The sequence below is a fragment of the Paraburkholderia unamae genome, assembly GCF_003268775.1.
GTDB lineage: Bacteria > Pseudomonadota > Gammaproteobacteria > Burkholderiales > Burkholderiaceae > Paraburkholderia > Paraburkholderia unamae.
Map to the genome: position 1 here is coordinate 1 of NZ_QLSU01000025.1, position 13,594 is coordinate 13,594.

Consider the following 13,594-nt stretch of genomic DNA (forward strand, 5'->3'; position numbering starts at 1 on the left):
GCTCGAACCCTGCGCGAGCACGCTGCCCACTAGTGGCAATAGACGCGGCGCCCTCGCCTGGAGCGCGCCGCATCCATTTCCACAATGATCGTGAAGCCGATCAGCGGGCCGGAACCGCCGGGAGGATTTCGTGCTGCACGGACGTGCGCTGCTTCGACTTGTGAACCATCGTGTACGCATAATCGACGCCCATGCCGTACGCGCCCGAGTGTTCCTTCGCGATCGCCATCACAGCGTCATAGGTCTCGCGATGTGCCCAGTCGCGTTGCCATTCGAGCATGACCTGTTGCCAGGTGACCGGCACGACGCCGGCCTGGATCATGCGCTGCATGGAGAAGTCGTGCGCGTCCTTCGAGGTGCCGCCCGATGCATCGGCGACCATGTAGATCTCGTAGTCGCCTTCGAGCATCGCGCACAGCGCGAAGGTCGTGTTGCAGACTTCCGTCCACAGGCCGGCAACGACCACCTTCTTGCGGCCGTTCGCGGCGAGCGCGTCACGCACCTTCTGGTCGTCCCACGAGTTCATCGACGTACGTTCGAGCAGCTTCTGGCCCGGGAACACGTCGAGCAGCTCCGGGTACGTGTAACCCGAGAAGCTTTCCGTTTCGACCGTCGTGATCGTGGTGGGAATGTTGAACACCTTGGCTGCCTTGGCCAGCCCAACGACGTTGTTCTTCAATACCTGGCGGTCGATCGACTGAACGCCAAAGGCCATTTGCGGCTGCTGATCGATGAAGATCAACTGGCTGTTTTGCGGGGTGAGTACTTCGAGTTTGGCGTTGCTCATGGTGCTTGCGTCCTTTGATCGAGGAATAGGTAGACCGCCTCCTGGGCGGGACAGCCGAATTTCCGTCTGTCTTCTGCCTGGAGTTCGTCACTCCAGCTAGCGCCATTTGACACGCAATCACCAGCCAGTAGCTCTGAAGAATTCTGAAGAAATCTGACGTGGAATTCCCGGCTAACGCAAACTTCCTGAAGTATTCTGAATTAGCGCCCTCTATCCAGTAGCAATCTGATAATTTTATCGATCATGATTAAATATCATTTTTCACTGCAACAAAAGGAAATCATCAGATGAATGCATATTTATTTTCGCTCCTCGCAGGCATTCTCGCGGGAGTCGTTTACAGTCTGATCGGCGTGCAATCGCCAGCCCCGCCCGCTATCGCCCTAGTAGGCCTGCTTGGCATTCTGGCTGGTGAGCAGATTTTGCCCCTTGCGCGGCAGATCCTGTCCGGCTTGAAGCCCGCAACGGCGTGGCGTGAAGCGAAATGCAGCCAGCACATGTTCGGCGCGCTGCCGGGCGGTCGTGCTCCTGGTGCGGGAAAGGAGGAGCGGCAATCGTCCTGAGCCGCCCTGGCGAACGTATTTTTCGTTTGACATACGAGCGTCATACTCATCTATGACGCTATGCCTTTCGTCTATCGACTTCTATTGCGCCTCTCGGTGAGGCATGTCACGCATCGCCTTGCGGCTTAACCATGCGTGAATCTGGCCGACGACCGCAGCGCCGTCACCCACAGCCGCCGCCACCCGCTTCGGCGCTCCCGAACGAACATCGCCTATTGCAAAGAGACCCGATACATTGGTCTCCAGCGGAAAACGTTCCGGGGCAATCGCCCCCTCAGGCTGCCCGGTTGTAATGAATCCGCGATCATCCAGTTGAACGCCAGCCGGAGTCAGCCAGTCGGCTTTGGGATCTGCGCCGATAAACAGGAAGAGATGTCGCGTCTCGATGATCTCCTCGCCCGCGTCCTGATGCACGACGTGGACTCTCTCGAGCGCTCCATCATGGACGTCGAGGGACTCCACCGTGCAGCGCGTGCAAATCGACACGTTCTTGAGTGCGCCGATTCGATCGATCAGGTAGCGCGACATCGTGGCGTCGAGGCTATGGCCGCGTATCAGAACGCGTACGCTGCGTGCGAAGTTGGCGAGGAAAACGACCGCCTGTCCCGCTGAATTGCCGCCGCCGACCAGCACGATGTCCTGGCCCTTCACGAGACTGGCCTCTATCGAGGAGGCCCAGTAATACAGCCCTCTCCCCTCAAAGCGCTCGAAGCCGTCTACCGCGGGCCTTCGGTACACGGCGCCGCTCGCAATGACGACGGTGCTCGCGCGAACACGCTGCTGACCGGAAAGTTCGACCGTGAATTCGCTCTCGCCGGCCTCGATCCTCTCGACGCCGGTCGGAATGGCCACGTGCGCGCCAAACTTCAGTGCCTGCTGGAACGCGCGCGCCGCGAGCGCCTGCCCCGATATTCCGGTTGGGAAACCTAAGTAATTTTCGATTCTCGCGCTCGCACCGGCCTGGCCTCCCGGCGCACGCTTGTCGAACACCACGACGGAGAGGCCTTCCGACGCCGCGTACACCGCTGCCGCCAGGCCCGCCGGTCCGGCGCCGACGATCGCGATATCGTAGCGCTGTGCGCCATCGAAAATCGGCAGCAGACCGAGCCTGGTGGCGAGTTCGGCCTCGTCCGGCGCTCGCAACACCGAGCCGTCCGGACAAAAGACAAGCGGAAAATCATCGGGTGCCGAAGTCAGCCCGGCGAGCAGTCGTACGGCATCGGCATCGTTACGTGCATCGATCACGGCGGCCGGATACGCATTGCGTCGCAGGAAGCCCTGTAGACGTACCAGCCGGGCATCATCCCCGTTGCCGACGATGATCGGACCCAGGCCCTGCTCGATGAGCCCGAGACGCCTCAGGATCAGGGCGCGCATGATGTGCTCGCCGAGTTGGGCGTCCGCGATGATGAGGGCGCGGAGTTGCTCCGAGGTCAAGACGAGCGTATCGCAATCGGTGACGGCGACCGCATCAACGAGGGATGGCTTGCCGGTGAGCTGCGCCATTTCAGCCATAAAATGGCCCTCGCTATGCTCGGTCACCAGCGTGGCGTTTCCCTGCGGGTCGCGTGAATAGATGCGCACCCGGCCGCTCAGCAAAACGAATAGCCCGTCGGCTACGCGGCCCGTTTCAAAGATCGCGTCGCCGGCGGCAAACGACTTCTGGCGAGCAAAGCGACTGGCGCTGCGTATTTCCGCGCTCGACAGGCGCGGAAACATCTGGTGCTGCCGGTGCTCAAGCGATGAAAACGGATGTTCGGTTTCGACTGGTCCGGTGTGCGTATCGTCGGCGTGGTTCATGAGCATCTCGTCTGCGGTTTCGTGCGATGCGCCTGTGCGCGGGTCGCTCAACTTGCGTGAAACCTCAATGCTATCGACGGCAGAACCGAAAGGCACGATCGATAAGCTTAATAATTCTGAATCAGGTGGTTGGCCCGTGGCCTTCCCCTGCCTGCCTACGGGACGATGTATGATTTCGCTATCCGCCAGTACGCAGACATCGCCACCCATGCCCACCCGCCGTCCCGCCCGCCCGAGCACCTCCCACGCAGCGACAGACTGGCCGTCGTGCCTGCGCGAAGCGGGGCTGCGTTCGACGGCGCTCACGGTCGCGGTGCTCGAACGGCTCGAACGCCTCGGGCAGCCGCTGTCTCACGAGGAACTCGCGCGCGAACTCGCCGCGACGGGAAGCCGGGAGAATGTGGACCGCGTGACCTTGTACCGGATACTCGACCGCCTCACCGCCGCCGGTCTGCTGACGCGCATCCAGGGGTCGGACCGCGCCTGGCGTCACGCGATCGCGCAGCAGGAAAGCGCCAGCGGCTATTTCGAGTGCGACCTGTGCCACACCATCTCGGCGCTGCCCCAGGACCCGGAACTGGCCAGCGTGCTGGCCCGCATCGAGCGCAAGCTCAGCCGACGCGGCGTGCACAGCACAAATTCCGCTCTCACGATTCACGGTACGTGCCGGGACTGTTCGGCCCACGGCGCGTAATTCCCCGCTCACAGCTCGTTCGCGATGCGGCGGTATCCCTGCACGAGCCTCACATTGGTCTGGGCGACGTCCTCGGAGAACTCCGACGCACTGGCGCTCACCTTCGGGATCGTCGAGAGGTCGGTGCCCGGCCCGATGCGCTGGGTCGACGGCACATAGAAGCCGGCGGGAAGATCGCAGCCGTCGACCACGGCGTTGTGGCGCACGACACAGCCCTCCCCAACCGTGCAGTTGAACAGCACGCTGTTAAAGCCGATGAAGACCCGGTCGCCCACTTCGCACGGGCCATGCACAATGGCGCGGTGGGCGATCGACGTATGGCGGCCGACCGTTACCGCCGCGCCCGACTTCGAGTGGATCACGACGCCGTCCTGGATATTCGAATGCGCGCCGATCAGAATCGGCTCGATGCCGCCATTCGCATCGGTTTCGTCCGCGCGGATCACCGCGTACGGACCGATGAATACATTCCCGGCGACGACGACGCGTCCGCACAGGATGGCGGTCGGATCGACAAACGCACTTTCATGGACCACCGGCAGGTCGCCGCGTGGATTCTTGCGGATCATGCCGTGACTCCGGGTTTGCGCTGCCAAGCGATGGCTTCAGGCGTCGTCATGCGGAATTCGCCTCCTGTGCGCGAATGGCCCCTACTTGCTGGAACAGCCGGAAAGTGGATTCGACCGTTTCGCGTTCCACCCCGCGCGTAATAAACACCACCCGCGAACGGCGATCCTCGCCCGGCCAGGCTTCGAGCGGCACCGGCGGATGAAACACGTGCTGGACGCCATGAATGACAATCGGCCGGTCTTCGCCTTCCACGTTCACGATTCCCTTGATGCGCAGCATCGACGGCCCCATCAGCGACAGCAATACGTCCAGCCAGTCGGTCAGCACCCGCTGCGCAATGGGCTCGTCCACCGTGAAGCAGAATGCGCGAATCTGGTCGTCGTGGCGGTTGACGTCGTGCGCGTGCGCATCGTGGTCGTGATGATGGTGCGGCCCGTCATGGCGATGCCCGTGGTCGTCGCCGCGATACCGCTCCTCGGCAAGCCACCGTTCGACATCGGCGATCTTGCCGTTCGCCGTAAAGAGACTCAGCTCCAGTATCCGGTTCGCCGCGAGTTCGCCGTGGCCGACACGAATGACATCGGCGGCCGGATTGATCGCACGCAGCCGCTCATCGAGCCGCGCCAGCACATCGGCGCCCACCAGATCGGTCTTGGTCAGCAACAGCCTGTCGGCCATCGCGGCCTGCTTGACCGATTCGACGTGCGCGTCGAGCGTCGCTTCCGCGTTGCGGGCGTCGATGGTCGCAACGAGCCCGTCGAGCCGGTACCGGTCATGCAGGTCGGGATGCGTCGCGAGCGTATGCACAATCGGTGCGGGGTCCGCGAGGCCCGTGGTCTCGATGACCACCCGGCTGAACTGCCGCTGCCCGTCCCGCGCGAAGCGCCAGTGAACATCTTTGAGCGTGCGCACGAGATCTCCGCGGATCGTGCAGCACAGGCAGCCGCTGCTCATCTCCACCACGATGTCTTCGCGGCTGTGGGCGACCAGCAGGTGATCGAGCCCGATCTCCCCGAACTCGTTGATGAGCACCAGCGCATCCGCCATTTCCGGCTGCTGCACCAGCCGGTTGAGCACCGTCGTCTTGCCGCTGCCGAGAAAACCCGTCAGCAGGGTTACCGGAATCCGGTCCATTGCGCCCTCCCCGTGTCGTGTGTCCAGCCCTTCGAAATCCGGCAGTTGCGCGCGCTTGCCCGTGCGCGGCGCACGCTCGCGCCGCGACGAGCGCCGGCCGTCACGATGCGAGCGGCGTAGCGCCGCGCCGGGCCGCTCGCTCATGCCGCGCCTTCTTCCTCCGGCACGCGTGCGCCCCAAGCGGGGAACGGATCGTCGTAAGCGATCCAACGTTGCGGGCCTTCGGCCATTTCCGCATCGCTCAGCAGGCAGGCATCCAGCCGATGGCGCAACGCCGGCTCATCCATGTCGATGCCGATCAGCACCAGTTCCTGGCGCGCGTCACCGACATTGGGCTCCCAGTTGCGCTCGATGAATTCGAGCGATTCGGGATCCTCGGGCCAGTGCGACTTCGGCACCGCCGCCCACCAGAGGCCCGCCATGCCGTGACGGCACACGGCCCCGGCCTGCGACCACGAGCCCGCGTGGGTCGGGCGGCTCGCGAGCCAGAAAAACCCCTTCGAGCGCACCACGCCCGGCCATTCGCTGTTGACCAGGTCCCAGAATCGCTGTGGATGCATCGGACGGCGCGCGCGCCACACGAAGCTGCGGATGCCATATTCCTGCGTCTCGGGCGTATGTTCGCCGCGCAGTTCCTTGAGCCAGCCCGGCGCCTTCGATGCCTCCTCGAAGTCGAAAAGCCCGGTGCCGAGCAGCCGGTCCAGCGGCACGCGGCCGAATTGCGCAATCTCGATGCGCGCACGCGGATTCAGGCTGTGCAGGATCGCCATCAGGCGCTCGCGCCCGACTTCGTCGATCAGGTCCGCCTTGTTCAACACGATCACATCGCAGAACTCGATCTGGTCGATCAGCAGGTCCACGACCGTGCGCTCATCTTCCTCGCCGAGCGATTCGCCACGCGACTGGAGGCTGTCCTGCGAGCCGTAGTCGTGCAGGAAATTGAACGCATCGACAACGGTGACCATCGTGTCGAGCCGCGCGACGTCGGACAAGCTCTGGCCACGCTCGTCCGCAAACGTGAAGGTCTCCGCCACCGGCAGCGGCTCGGAAATGCCCGTCGACTCGATCACCAGCTGGTCGAAGCGCCCTTCCTTCGCGAGACGATCGACCTCCAGCAGCAGGTCCTCGCGCAGCGTGCAGCAGATGCAGCCGTTGCTCATTTCCACGAGCCGCTCGTCGGTGCGGGAGAGCTGCGCGCCACCGTCGCGCACGAGCGTCGCGTCGATGTTCACCTCGCTCATGTCGTTGACGATGACGGCAACGCGCCGCCCTTCGCGATTGTTCAGGATATGGTTCAGCAGCGTGGTCTTGCCTGCACCGAGAAAGCCCGAGAGGACCGTAACCGGCAGTCGTGCATCCATGGAATGGCTCCTTGCGTATCAGGGGATATCGATGACAGCCATCACACGGGCGCCTGCGCCCGCCGCCCATCTATATCGCAACAGGGTTGCAATATAGCACTTATCGCAACCTTGTTGCATTTATTATGCTCAGCCCGGAATGCCCAGGGTGCAGGCGGTTTCTGCCGCACACGACGAAGGGCGTCGGCATTTGCACGCGCACGCATATCATTATGCGCAAAGCGTGGTTCGCAAGCCTTCCCGTCATCCATAGAATGGGTGGCGTCATCTTGATGACACTCCTTGAGCCTTGTTTCAGGGCCCCACGCTCTCCGCGACGGGGCCCCTTTTCTTTGTCCGCGGAACACGCCAGGGCAAAGACCACCGGCACGCCACGTGCATCGCATCGCGTGGCCGCGCGAATATCGATATGCCGTTTCCTTCTTTTCCAAAAGCCCGCGCGGCGACTACCCTGGAAGGATCATGAGCGAACTCTCTTCTTCACCGTCCCCGTCGGTTGCGTGGATTGCCGGCGTGGGCGCGAGCGCGGGCCTGGGTGCGGCGCTGGGCCGCCGCTTTGCCCGCGAAGGTTACACAATCGTGCTGACCGGCCGCACCGCGCAACGCGTGGAAGCCGTGGCCGCTGAAATCCGCGAGCAAGGCGGCCATGCGCTTGCCGCCGCCGCCGACATCACGAGCGAGCGGGATCTCGCGCGCGTCGCGCAGCTTGTAAAACGCGAGGGCGTCTTGCGCAGCGCGATTTTCAACGCAGGCAATGCCGTGCGGGCGCCAACGCTGGAGTTGAGCGTCGAGGCATTCGAATCCGTGTGGCGCACGAACGTGCTCGGCGGTTTCCTGTTCGCGCGCGCTTCGTTGCCGCTACTGCTGGACGGCCCCGACACAACGGGCGGCGCTGCACGAGCCGCCAGCCTCCTCTTCACCGGCGCGACGGCTTCGCTGCGCGGCAAGCCGCCGTTCGCGGCATTTGCGGCGGCCAAAGCGGGCCTGCGCTCGCTTGCGCAAACGCTTGCTCGCGAGTACGGACCGCGCTGCGTGCATGTCGCGCACGTCGTGATCGACGGCGGCATCGACGGCGAGCGGTTACGCAGCGCGGCGCCGCAACGCGTGCAGGCCGCCGGCCCGGACGGTTTGCTGCAACCCGAAGCGATCGCCGAAAGTTACTGGCAGTTGCACCGCCAGGCCCGCAGCGCCTGGACACAGGAGCTGGACCTGCGCCCGTGGCGCGAACCGTTTTGATCGGGATACCTAATGAGCACCGTTCTGCCTGACCCTGTTGTCATCTCACGCAAATCCGCCGTCGAAGCGGAACTCAACTATCTCGCGCCAGGCGTTGCCCGGCCGGTGAGCTACACGTTCGAGCCGCCCGAGGGCACGCCCTGGAGTTCGGGAGCACTCGAAGCGCGTCGCGTAACAATCCACAATGCGCGCCCGCTTGCGGAAGCGGGCGAGATCTCGCTCGACCGCAACGGCTTTCAACTGGTTTCGCACCGCAGCGCCGTGAGCGATTTCAGCGAGGAAAGCCTGATCCGTCTTGTCTATCGGCCGGAGGCGGAGGCCTTGCTGCGCGAGTTGACCGGCGCGGAAAAAGTCGTGATCTTCGACCATACGCTACGCGACAGCGCGAACGGCTCGCGCGCGAATTCCGCCTTGCGCGAGCCGGTGCGGCGCGTGCACAACGACCAGACGTTCGTGTCCGGGCCGCGCCGCGTGCGTGACCATCTCGACGCTGAAGAAGCGCAACAGCGGCTCCAGCATCGCTTTGCGATCGTCAATCTGTGGCGCCCGCTCGACGTGGTCGAGCAACTGCCGCTCGCGCTATGCGATGCACGCTCGATCGCGCCCGGCGATCTCGTGCCGAGCGACCTCGTCTACCGCGACAAGACCGGCGAAACCTATTCGTTTCTCGCGAACCCGCAGCATCGCTGGTTCTACTTCCCCCGCTTGCGCCCGGACGAGGCGCTGCTGCTGAAGATCTACGATTCGCTGGAGGACGGCACGGCGCGCCTCACCGCTCACACCGCGTTCGAGGATCCCGCCAGCGCGCCCGATGCCGCCCCCCGCCGCAGCATCGAATTGCGCGCGCTGCTGTTCTGGCCTGCCGACAAGGGCGCGCATTGACCGTCGGCGGTGCTGCCCGCCGGACGCGCAAATAACTCATAAGCAACCCAAAACAAATGCGTTAGCCGGTCAGTGGGGCGACCCTATACTCGTCGCATCGAGGGGCTGCGTACACGCGCGGCCCCCGTTCCTGTTCTGCGACCATCCACGGGACGACCCCATGACCCTCTCCAATCAACGCACCGCCGACCATCCCATCGACCGTCAGTTTCTCGACCGCTGGTCGCCACGAGCCTTCACGGACGATACGCTGCCAGAAGCCACGCTGCTCACGTTTCTCGAAGCCGCGCGCTGGGCGCCGTCTTCCTACAACGCCCAGCCCTGGCGTTTCGTCTATGCGCGCCGGGGCACCGCGCACTGGTCGCGCTTCGTCGGCTTTCTGAACGAGTTCAATCGCGGCTGGGCGCAGCATGCCGCCGCCATCGTGATCGTGGTGTCGAAGAAGACCTTCGTGCCGCCCGGTACGGCGAACCCGGTCGCATTGGCCACGCACTCGTTCGACAGCGGCGCGGCGTGGGCGCAACTCGCGCTCCAGGCGAGTCTTGCCGGCTGGAAAGCGCACGGGCTGGCCGGCATCGAGCGTGAGCGCATTCGCGAGCAACTCGCGCTGCCGGACGACTATGCGATCGAAGCCGCGCTCGCGATCGGCCGCCCCGGCGACCCCGCCCAGTTGAGCGAAGCGCTGCGCGCGCGGGAAGTGCCGAGCTCACGCGTCCCATTGACCGCGATCGCCGCCGAAGGCCGCTTCGTATTCGCCGAATAATCCAGACAGATCGATCATGAAAATCATCCGTTCCGCGCTCGTTGCCGCGCTGCTGTCCGTCGTGGCCGCCGCGCCCGCCTTCGCCGCCGACGACCTTTCGCAGGTCAAGGCATCCGGCGTGTTTCGCGTGGGCACCGAAGGCACCTACGCCCCGTTCACTTACCACGACGCGTCGGGCAAGCTGACCGGCTTCGACGTGGACATCGCAACGGCTATCGCCCAGCGGCTCGGCGTCAAGCCCGAGTTCGTCGAGGGCAAGTGGGACGGCCTGATCGCGGGCCTCGACGTGAACCGCTACGACGCGGTGATCAACGAGGTGTCGATCACCGACGCGCGCAAGGCGAAGTACGACTTCTCCACGCCGTACATCGCCACGCGCGCCGTGCTGATCGTGCGCTCGGACAACACGACGATCCATTCGTTCGACGACCTGAAGGGCAGGAAGTCGGCCAATACGCTCACGAGCAACTTCGGCAAGCTCGCGGCCGCGCACGGCGCCGACGTCGTGCCGGTCCAGGGCTTCAACGAGTCCATCGACCTGCTCACTTCGGGCCGCGTGGACGCCACCATCAACGACTCGCTCTCGTTCCTCGACTTCCAGAAGCACAAGCCCGACGCGAAGCTCAAGATCGTTGCCGCCGATACCACCTCGGCCGGCGACCAGTCGGGCGTGCTGATCCGCAAGGGCAGCCCCGAGCTGCTCGCGGCCATCGACAAGGCGCTCGTCGACATCAAGGCCGACGGCACCTATGCGCGCATTTCGCAGAAGTATTTCGGCAAAGACGTTTCGCAATAAGGCGGATTGAACGATGCCGGCATGGCTGCATCTGATGGCGCAATCGTTGTGGCCGCTGCTTTACGCGGGACTGGTCTTTACCGTCCCGCTCACGCTGGCTTCCTTCGCGCTCGGCATGGCGCTCGCGTTTTGCGCCGCGCTCGTGCGGCTTTTCGGGCCACGCTGGGCGGTCGCCGCCGTGCGCTTTTATATCTGGCTCTTTCGCGGCTCGCCGCTGCTCGTGCAACTGTTCGTGATCTTTTACGGCTTGCCGAACGTGGGCATCGTGCTCGATCCGTTGACCGCGGCCATCATCGGCTTTTCGCTCAACGTCGGCGCCTATAACGCCGAGGTGATACGCGGCGTGATCGAATCGATTCCGCGTGGTCAGTGGGAAGCCGCCTATTCGATGAACATGACACGCGCGCAGGCGCTGCGCCGCGTGATTCTGCCGCAAGCCGCGCGCGTGGCGTTGCCCGCGCTCTCGAACTCGTTCATCTCGCTCGTGAAGGACACGTCCCTTGCGGCGGTGCTGACCGTGCCGGAGATTTTCCAGGCCGCGCAGCGCATCGCCGCCGTGACCTACGAACCGCTCATTCTCTATACCGAGGCCGCGCTGATCTATTTGTTGTTCAGTTCCGTGCTCTCGCAGGCGCAAGGCAAACTCGAAGCGCGCTTCGGTCGCCACGCCGTGTTTTCGGCGGGACGTTGATGATCCGTGTCGAGAAGCTCCACAAGTCGTTTGGCGAACATCAGGTGCTCTCGGCCATCGAGTTGACGCTCAAAGCGGGCAGCGTCACCGCGCTGATCGGTCCCTCCGGCAGCGGCAAGAGCACGCTGCTTCGCTGTATCAACCTGCTCGAAGTCCCCGATGACGGCGCGCTGAGCGTGGGCGACGCCCGCATCGAGTTTCGCCGCGACCGGCGGCTCGCTCACGCCGAAATCGCTGCGGTCCGAAAACACACCGGCATGGTGTTCCAGAACTTCCAGCTATTCCCGCATTTGAGCGTCATCGACAACGTGACGGAAGGTCTGGTCACCGTGCTCAAATGGAACAAGGATCGCGCCCGCGAACGCGCCGCCATGCTCCTTGCGAAAGTGGGGATCGCGCAGAAGGCCGATGCCTGGCCGTCCACGCTATCGGGCGGTCAGCAGCAGCGCGTGGCGATTGCGCGCGCGCTGGCGCCCTCGCCCGAGGTGCTGCTGTGTGACGAACCCACCTCGGCGCTCGACCCCGAACTCTCGGCGGAAGTCGTCGATGTGCTGAGGCAGCTTGCGTTGGAGGGCACGACCATGTTGATGGCCACGCACGACCTGCGGCTCGCGGCTTCCGTCGCGCACGACGCGGTGTTCCTGATGGATGGCGAGATCGTGGAGGCCGCGCCGTCGCAGGCGCTGTTCTCGCGCCCGCGCGACGCGCGCACGGCGCGCTTCGTCTCCACGCTGGCTCAAGCCGCGCCGGGCCTTCAGGCATAGGCGGCGCGGCCGGATCGTTCGGTCGCGCGACATTACCGCGCGGCGTCGCTCCCCTGCACCCGCGGCAACTTGCGCCGCGCGATCAGCGCACCGGCGAACCACTGCAACGCACCGCACAGCAGCAGATAAACGAGCCCGACGAACAGGAAGATCTGTGCGGGATACACCAGCAGACGGTTGTTGAGCTGATTGGCGAGGAACGTGAATTCCGGCACGCCGACGATATAGGCCAGCGACGTGTCCTTGATGAGCGACACCCACTGATTGACGAACGACGGCATCATCACACGCGCGGCTTGCGGCAGGATCACTTCGCGCAGCGCCTGCCAGCGCGTCAGGCCAAGCGAGAGCGCCGCCTGCCGCTGGCCGTCGCTGATCGACGTGATGCCCGCGTACACCGAGTGCGAGAGATACGCGCCGCCGATCAGCGCCAACGCGCACACCACGGTCGCGAGGCCCGGCACGTTCACGTGCAGCAGGATCGGCATCAGGAAGAAGGTCCAGAAAATCAGCATCAGCACGGGAATCGCGCGAAAGAACGCGACCATGGCCGTGAGCGCGAGGCGCACGACCCCGCGCGTCATGGCGAGCGCCACGCCCAGTGCGAGACCGAGCAGCGCCGCGAGCAGCGCCGAGACCGCCGAAAGGACGATCGTGAGCGCCACGCCGCCCAACGGGCCCGCAGGAAACGCGCCGATCATCAGGTAGCGCAGCGCGGGAAGCCAGTCGAACTCGTTCACGCGCGGCCTCGCTGCCATGCGCGCTGACCGGTGCGTTGCCAGAGCACCAGCGCGACCTCGATCACCGCGATGGCCAGAATATAAAAGACGGTCGCCGTGCCGAATGCCTGGAAGGTGCGGAAGCTTTCCGTATCGACCTGACGCGACATATACGACAGTTCCCCGACGCCTATCGCCATCGTCAGCGACGAATTCTTAATCACGTTCATGTATTGCCCGGCGAGCGGCGGCGTGGCGATACGCAGCGCCTGCGGCAGGATCACGTGGCGCAGCGTCGCGTAGCGGCCCATGCCAAGCGCCGCGGCGGCCTGCCACTGCGCGTGGCTCACGCCGCGCATGCCGGCCTGAAATTCCTCGCCGATAAACGCCGTCGTGTAGCAGGTCAGGCCGACCCAGCCCGCGAACAGTTCGAAACTCGGCCAGCGCAGCGTGAGCGGGCCAAGCGTCGCCACGTGGGGCGTGTTAAGCCAGGTCATCCAGTCGGCGGGCAGCACGGCCGCCGCGCCGAAGTACCAGAACAGCAACTGCACGAGCAGCGGCGAGTTGCGGAAAACGAACACGTAGAGCGCCGCCGCGCGCGTCACCGCGCCGCTGCGGGCCGTGCGCGCGACCGCCAGCAGAAAGCCCAGCGGCGTTGCGCACAGCGCCGCGCAGGCGGACAGCATCAACGTAACGAAGAAACCCTGTTCCAGCCACGCGAGATACTTCGGTTCAAGCCAGTTATGCATGAATCAGGCAAGGAAATGCGGGAAGGGTCCACAGCGCCCCCTGTCGCGAGGCGCAATGAACCCGGTACCCTGAAACCGCGAAGGC

General features: G+C 64.5%; 15 protein-coding genes. 8 read left to right on the forward strand and 7 right to left on the reverse strand.

The window, feature by feature from the left end; genetic code table 11:
• Positions 1-100: 100 nt before the first annotated feature.
• Entirely contained in the window at positions 101-787 is a 687-nt protein-coding gene (locus C7401_RS31640) for a hydrolase (RefSeq protein ID WP_112175354.1), read from the reverse strand.
• A 287-nt stretch (positions 788-1,074) separates the two neighbouring features.
• On the opposite strand from C7401_RS31640, the gene C7401_RS31645 reads away from it, so the two are divergent.
• Entirely contained in the window at positions 1,075-1,350 is a 276-nt protein-coding gene (locus C7401_RS31645; protein ID WP_112175356.1) for a XapX domain-containing protein, read from the forward strand.
• Positions 1,351-1,431: 81 nt separating this feature from the next.
• Here C7401_RS31645 and C7401_RS31650 read toward each other — a convergent pair whose 3' ends face one another.
• Entirely contained in the window at positions 1,432-3,150 is a 1,719-nt protein-coding gene (locus tag C7401_RS31650) for an FAD-dependent oxidoreductase (RefSeq protein WP_112175358.1), read from the reverse strand.
• A 208-nt stretch (positions 3,151-3,358) separates the two neighbouring features.
• On the opposite strand from C7401_RS31650, the gene C7401_RS31655 reads away from it, so the two are divergent.
• Positions 3,359-3,844 (forward strand): Fur family transcriptional regulator, encoded by a 486-nt coding sequence (locus C7401_RS31655; protein WP_181565748.1) that lies wholly within the window; start codon positions 3,359-3,361, stop codon positions 3,842-3,844.
• 8 nt (positions 3,845-3,852) lie between these two features.
• On the opposite strand, the gene C7401_RS31660 is transcribed toward C7401_RS31655, so the two are convergent.
• The 3 genes from C7401_RS31660 to zigA all read right to left on the reverse strand — a co-directional run bounded on the left by C7401_RS31660 (position 3,853) and on the right by zigA (position 6,909).
• Entirely contained in the window at positions 3,853-4,413 is a 561-nt protein-coding gene (locus tag C7401_RS31660) for a gamma carbonic anhydrase family protein (protein ID WP_112175362.1), read from the reverse strand.
• Between the two features lie 46 nt (positions 4,414-4,459).
• Entirely contained in the window at positions 4,460-5,548 is a 1,089-nt protein-coding gene (locus C7401_RS31665) for a CobW family GTP-binding protein (RefSeq protein WP_112175569.1), read from the reverse strand.
• A gap of 140 nt (positions 5,549-5,688) precedes the next feature.
• A complete protein-coding gene (gene zigA / locus C7401_RS31670; protein WP_112175364.1) occupies positions 5,689-6,909 on the reverse strand; it encodes a zinc metallochaperone GTPase ZigA in 1,221 nt (406 codons plus the stop codon).
• A 462-nt stretch (positions 6,910-7,371) separates the two neighbouring features.
• Between zigA and C7401_RS31675 the strand changes: the two genes are divergently transcribed.
• From C7401_RS31675 to C7401_RS31700, 6 genes are all read left to right on the forward strand, one after another.
• Entirely contained in the window at positions 7,372-8,145 is a 774-nt protein-coding gene (locus C7401_RS31675; RefSeq protein ID WP_112175366.1) for an SDR family NAD(P)-dependent oxidoreductase, read from the forward strand.
• Between the two features lie 12 nt (positions 8,146-8,157).
• Positions 8,158-9,027 carry a CmcJ/NvfI family oxidoreductase gene (locus C7401_RS31680; RefSeq protein ID WP_112175368.1) on the forward strand — a complete coding sequence of 290 codons (870 nt, stop codon included), beginning with the start codon at positions 8,158-8,160 and terminating at the stop codon, positions 9,025-9,027.
• A gap of 160 nt (positions 9,028-9,187) precedes the next feature.
• Positions 9,188-9,790, forward strand: coding sequence for a nitroreductase family protein (locus C7401_RS31685; protein ID WP_112175370.1), 603 nt, complete (start codon positions 9,188-9,190; stop codon positions 9,788-9,790).
• A 16-nt stretch (positions 9,791-9,806) separates the two neighbouring features.
• Positions 9,807-10,586 carry an amino acid ABC transporter substrate-binding protein gene (locus C7401_RS31690; protein WP_112175372.1) on the forward strand — a complete coding sequence of 260 codons (780 nt, stop codon included), beginning with the start codon at positions 9,807-9,809 and terminating at the stop codon, positions 10,584-10,586.
• A gap of 13 nt (positions 10,587-10,599) precedes the next feature.
• On the forward strand, positions 10,600-11,277 hold the full coding sequence (locus C7401_RS31695) for an amino acid ABC transporter permease (protein ID WP_112175374.1): 678 nt from the start codon (positions 10,600-10,602) through the stop codon (positions 11,275-11,277).
• Complete coding sequence (locus C7401_RS31700; RefSeq protein ID WP_112175376.1) at positions 11,277-12,041, forward strand: amino acid ABC transporter ATP-binding protein; 765 nt, start codon at positions 11,277-11,279, stop codon at positions 12,039-12,041. The genes C7401_RS31695 and C7401_RS31700 overlap by 1 nt, the downstream gene beginning before the upstream one ends.
• Positions 12,042-12,073: 32 nt before the next feature.
• Here C7401_RS31700 and C7401_RS31705 read toward each other — a convergent pair whose 3' ends face one another.
• The gene (locus tag C7401_RS31705) at positions 12,074-12,781 is read right to left on the reverse strand and encodes an amino acid ABC transporter permease (protein ID WP_112175571.1); all 708 of its coding nucleotides are present in this window, start codon (positions 12,779-12,781) and stop codon (positions 12,074-12,076) included.
• Positions 12,778-13,509: an amino acid ABC transporter permease gene (locus tag C7401_RS31710; RefSeq protein ID WP_112175378.1), complete on the reverse strand. Its 732-nt coding sequence runs from the start codon at positions 13,507-13,509 to the stop codon at positions 12,778-12,780. The genes C7401_RS31705 and C7401_RS31710 overlap by 4 nt, the downstream gene beginning before the upstream one ends.
• Between the last annotated feature and the right edge of the window lie 85 nt (positions 13,510-13,594).

Bases quoted from the DNA above. Each gene is read 5' to 3' on its own strand.
- C7401_RS31640 (WP_112175354.1), bottom strand. From the start codon at position 787: ATGAGCAACGCCAAACTCGAAGTACTCACCCCGCAAAACAGCCAGTTG.
- C7401_RS31645 (WP_112175356.1), top strand. From the start codon at position 1,075: ATGAATGCATATTTATTTTCGCTCCTCGCAGGCATTCTCGCGGGAGTC.
- C7401_RS31650 (WP_112175358.1), bottom strand. From the start codon at position 3,150: ATGAACCACGCCGACGATACGCACACCGGACCAGTCGAAACCGAACAT.
- C7401_RS31655 (WP_181565748.1), top strand. From the start codon at position 3,359: ATGCCCACCCGCCGTCCCGCCCGCCCGAGCACCTCCCACGCAGCGACA.
- C7401_RS31660 (WP_112175362.1), bottom strand. From the start codon at position 4,413: ATGATCCGCAAGAATCCACGCGGCGACCTGCCGGTGGTCCATGAAAGT.
- C7401_RS31665 (WP_112175569.1), bottom strand. From the start codon at position 5,548: ATGGACCGGATTCCGGTAACCCTGCTGACGGGTTTTCTCGGCAGCGGC.
- zigA (WP_112175364.1), bottom strand. From the start codon at position 6,909: ATGGATGCACGACTGCCGGTTACGGTCCTCTCGGGCTTTCTCGGTGCA.
- C7401_RS31675 (WP_112175366.1), top strand. From the start codon at position 7,372: ATGAGCGAACTCTCTTCTTCACCGTCCCCGTCGGTTGCGTGGATTGCC.
- C7401_RS31680 (WP_112175368.1), top strand. From the start codon at position 8,158: ATGAGCACCGTTCTGCCTGACCCTGTTGTCATCTCACGCAAATCCGCC.
- C7401_RS31685 (WP_112175370.1), top strand. From the start codon at position 9,188: ATGACCCTCTCCAATCAACGCACCGCCGACCATCCCATCGACCGTCAG.
- C7401_RS31690 (WP_112175372.1), top strand. From the start codon at position 9,807: ATGAAAATCATCCGTTCCGCGCTCGTTGCCGCGCTGCTGTCCGTCGTG.
- C7401_RS31695 (WP_112175374.1), top strand. From the start codon at position 10,600: ATGCCGGCATGGCTGCATCTGATGGCGCAATCGTTGTGGCCGCTGCTT.
- C7401_RS31700 (WP_112175376.1), top strand. From the start codon at position 11,277: ATGATCCGTGTCGAGAAGCTCCACAAGTCGTTTGGCGAACATCAGGTG.
- C7401_RS31710 (WP_112175378.1), bottom strand. From the start codon at position 13,509: ATGCATAACTGGCTTGAACCGAAGTATCTCGCGTGGCTGGAACAGGGT.